Source organism: Alteromonas sp. 14N.309.X.WAT.G.H12 (assembly GCF_036697315.1).
Taxonomy (GTDB): Bacteria; Pseudomonadota; Gammaproteobacteria; order Enterobacterales; family Alteromonadaceae; genus Alteromonas.
In genome coordinates this window covers 4596-6618 of the sequence record NZ_JBAHZB010000146.1, presented here as the reverse complement: position 1 = coordinate 6618, position 2023 = coordinate 4596, and the positions used below count along the sequence as shown (strand labels likewise).

Annotated in this window: 1 protein-coding gene; it reads right to left on the bottom strand. The window is 51.4% G+C overall.

The features are described from left to right. Window positions 1-2023, bottom strand: a 2023-nt coding sequence (gene acnA / locus V5298_RS19135; protein WP_332933032.1) for an aconitate hydratase AcnA, incomplete at both ends; no start/stop codon positions are given.

Genomic DNA, 2023 nt, shown 5'->3' with positions numbered 1-2023 from the left:
AGTACGCCGCCAGCGCCATAAATGGATACTTCTTCAGCGGTATCCAGTCGACATTTGACAGGCACGTCCAGGGTTTCACCTGATGCACGGTGTATTCTCAAAATAAGCTCCGCACCCGGAGACGGTTCGCCAACCACATCATAGATTTCTGTGCCATCAAGTTGCAGGGTTTTTCGGGTTGTACCCGGCTGAAACTCTAAGGGCAAAACACCCATGCCGATTAAGTTGGTGCGGTGAATACGTTCAAAACCTTCGGCGACGATGACTTCAACACCGGCTAAGCGAACCCCCTTGGCTGCCCAATCCCGTGATGAGCCTTGGCCATAGTCAGCGCCTGCCACAATAATCAGAGGTTGTTTGCGTTTCATATAGGTTTCAATGGCTTCCCACATCCGTACCACTTTACCTTCGGGTTCGATGCGGGCTAGCGAGCCTTGAACCACTTCACCATGGTCGGTAACCATTTCGTTAAAGAGTTTGGGGTTAGCCAGGGTTGCACGCTGTGCGGTGAGGTGATCGCCCCGATGGGTGGCATAGGAATTAAAATCTTCTTCCGGCACGCCCATTTTGGACAAGTATTCCCCCGCAGCACTATTTGCCATGATGGCGTTAGAGGGAGACAGGTGATCCGTGGTAATGTTGTCACCAAGGACAGCCAACGGACGCATTCCCTTCATGGTACGTTCTGCGGCCAGCGCCCCTTCCCAATAGGGAGGACGTCGGATATAGGTGCTGGTAGGACGCCACTTGTAAAGGGGATTGAGGTCTTTGCCATAATCCACTTTCAAATCGAACATGGGTTCGTAAACTTTTCTAAATTGCTCTGGCTTAACGGCTTTCTCTACGATGGCATCGATTTCTTCATCTGAAGGCCAGATATCTTTTAGCGTGACCGGGTTGCCGTCACTGTCGGTGCCCAAAACATCTTTTTCAATATCAAAACGCACGGTACCGGCAATGGCGTAGGCTACAACCAAAGGCGGAGAGGCTAAAAAGGCCTGTTTCGCGTACGGATGAATACGACCATCGAAATTCCGGTTACCGGATAAAACGGCGGTGGCATAGAGATCCCGATCAATGATTTCTTGCTGGATCTCAGGCTTTAACGCGCCACTCATACCATTACAGGTGGTACATGCAAAGGCCACGACACCAAAACCTAATTTTTCTAATTCAGACAGTAAACCGGCTTCTTCAAGGTACAGTTTTACTGTTTTTGAGCCTGGGGCTAAGGAACTTTTCACCCAAGGTTTTCTCACTAACCCTTTGGCATTGGCATTGCGGGCAATTAAGCCTGCGGCAATGACGTTGCGTGGATTACTGGTATTGGTACAGGAGGTAATGGCGGCGATAATCACCGCGCCGTCGGGCATTTTGCCTTCTTCATTTTCCACCGTGCCTGCAATCCCGCGGCTGGCTAGGTCTGTGGTGGCCAGTCGTGCATGGGGGTTAGACGGTCCGGCCATATTTCGTACAACGGTGGATAAGTCGAAGGTTAAGACCCGCTCGTATTCCGCCTTGACCATATCGTCGGCCCACAAACCGGTTTCTTTTGCGTATTGTTCTACTAACGCGACCTGTTTGTCTTCCCGACCGGTAAGTTTTAAATACCGAATGGTTTGTTCATCAATATAGAACATGGCCGCAGTGGCACCGTATTCTGGTGTCATATTGGAGATGGTGGCTCGGTCACCGACCGTTAAGCTGGAGGCGCCTTCGCCAAAGAATTCCAGATAAGCAGAAACCACCCGCTCTTTACGGAGAAATTCTGTTAATGCTAACACCACATCCGTTGCGGTGATCCCCGGTTGGGTTTTACCGGTAAGTTCCACGCCCACGATATCCGGCAAACGCATATAGGATGCGCGACCCAACATAACGCTTTCTGCTTCCAAACCGCCCACGCCTACGGCAATGACCCCAAGGGCATCCACATGAGGTGTATGACTGTCGGTGCCCACCAGGGTATCGGGGAAGGCCACGCCGTCACGTGCATGCACCACCGGCGACATTTTTTCCAGAT